General features: G+C 51.6%; 1 rRNA gene. It reads right to left on the bottom strand.

The annotated features are described in order from the left end of the window. Window positions 1–2,238 (bottom strand): 23S ribosomal RNA (locus ACOZIR_RS28250); the annotation flags it as partial.

The raw sequence follows: 2,238 nt of genomic DNA on the forward strand, positions 1-2,238 counted from the left end.
GCCCGATCAGGGCCGCGGGTTAGAATTTCAATACAGCCAGGGTAGTATCCCACCGACGCCTCCACCGAAGCTAGCGCTCCGGCTTCTCAGGCTCCTACCTATCCTGTACAAGCTGTACCAAAATTCAATATCAGGCTACAGTAAAGCTCCACGGGGTCTTTCCGTCCTGTCGCGGGTAACCTGCATCTTCACAGGTACTATAATTTCACCGAGTCTCTCGTTGAGACAGTGCCCAGATCGTTACGCCTTTCGTGCGGGTCGGAACTTACCCGACAAGGAATTTCGCTACCTTAGGACCGTTATAGTTACGGCCGCCGTTTACTGGGGCTTCGATTCAGAGCTTCTCCCAAAGGATAACCCCTCCTCTTAACCTTCCAGCACCGGGCAGGCGTCAGCCCCTATACTTCGCCTTGCGGCTTCGCAGAGACCTGTGTTTTTGCTAAACAGTCGCCTGGGCCTATTCACTGCGGCTCTCTCGGGCTATACACCCTACCAGAGCACCCCTTCTCCCGAAGTTACGGGGTCATTTTGCCGAGTTCCTTAACGAGAGTTCTCTCGATCACCTTAGGATTCTCTCCTCGCCTACCTGTGTCGGTTTGCGGTACGGGCACCTCCCGCCTCGCTAGAGGCTTTTCTTGGCAGTGTGGAATCAGGAACTTCGGTACTATAATTCCCTCGTCATCACAGCTCAGCCTTTATGATGAGCGGATTTGCCTACTCATCAGCCTAACTGCTTGAACGCGCATATCCAGCAGCGCGCTTACCCTATCCTACTGCGTCCCCCCATTACTCAAACGGCGGGGAGGTGGTACAGGAATATCAACCTGTTGGCCATCGCCTACGCTTTTCAGCCTCGGCTTAGGTCCCGACTAACCCTGAGCGGACGAGCCTTCCTCAGGAAACCTTAGGCATTCGGTGGACAAGATTCTCACTTGTCTTTCGCTACTCATACCGGCATTCTCACTTCTAAGCGCTCCACCAGTCCTTACGGTCTGACTTCACAGCACTTAGAACGCTCTCCTACCACTGACATCAAAGATGTCAATCCACAGCTTCGGTGATACGTTTAGCCCCGGTACATTTTCGGCGCAGAGTCACTCGACCAGTGAGCTATTACGCACTCTTTAAATGGTGGCTGCTTCTAAGCCAACATCCTGGTTGTCTAAGCAACTCCACATCCTTTTCCACTTAACGTATACTTGGGGACCTTAGCTGGTGGTCTGGGCTGTTTCCCTTTTGACTACGGATCTTATCACTCGCAGTCTGACTCCCATGGATAANTCCTGGTTGTCTAAGCAACTCCACATCCTTTTCCACTTAACGTATACTTGGGGACCTTAGCTGGTGGTCTGGGCTGTTTCCCTTTTGACTACGGATCTTATCACTCGCAGTCTGACTCCCATGGATAAGTCTTTGGCATTCGGAGTTTGACTGAATTCGGTAACCCGTTGGGGGCCCCTAGTCCAATCAGTGCTCTACCTCCAAGACTCTTACAACATGAGGCTAGCCCTAAAGCTATTTCGGAGAGAACCAGCTATCTCCAGGTTCGATTGGAATTTCTCCGCTACCCACACCTCATCCCCGCACTTTTCAACGTGCGTGGGTTCGGGCCTCCATTCAGTGTTACCTGAACTTCACCCTGGACATGGGTAGATCACCTGGTTTCGGGTCTACAACCACATACTAAACGCCCTATTCAGACTCGCTTTCGCTACGGCTCCGCCTTATCAGCTTAACCTTGCATGGGATCGTAACTCGCCGGTTCATTCTACAAAAGGCACGCCATCACCCGTTAACGGGCTCTGACTACTTGTAGGCACACGGTTTCAGGATCTCTTTCACTCCCCTTCCGGGGTGCTTTTCACCTTTCCCTCACGGTACTGGTTCACTATCGGTCACTAGGTAGTATTTAGCCTTGGGAGATGGTCCTCCCAGCTTCCGACGGAATTTCACGTGTTCCGCCGTACTCAGGATCCACTCAAGAGGGAACGAAGTTTCAACTACAGGGTTGTTACCTTCTTCGACGGACCTTTCCAGGTCGCTTCATTTACTTCGTTCCTTTGTAACTCCGTATAGAGTGTCCTACAACCCCAAGAGGCAAGCCTCTTGGTTTGGGCTAATTCCGTTTCGCTCGCCGCTACTCAGGAAATCGCATTTGCTTTCTCTTCCTCCGGGTACTTAGATGTTTCAGTTCCCCGGGTCTGCCTTCAATATCCTATGTATTCAGATAAAGATACT

This window comes from Priestia sp. D3YE.R1 (genome assembly GCF_049199565.1).
GTDB classification, from domain to species: domain Bacteria; phylum Bacillota; class Bacilli; order Bacillales; family Bacillaceae_H; genus Priestia; species Priestia aryabhattai.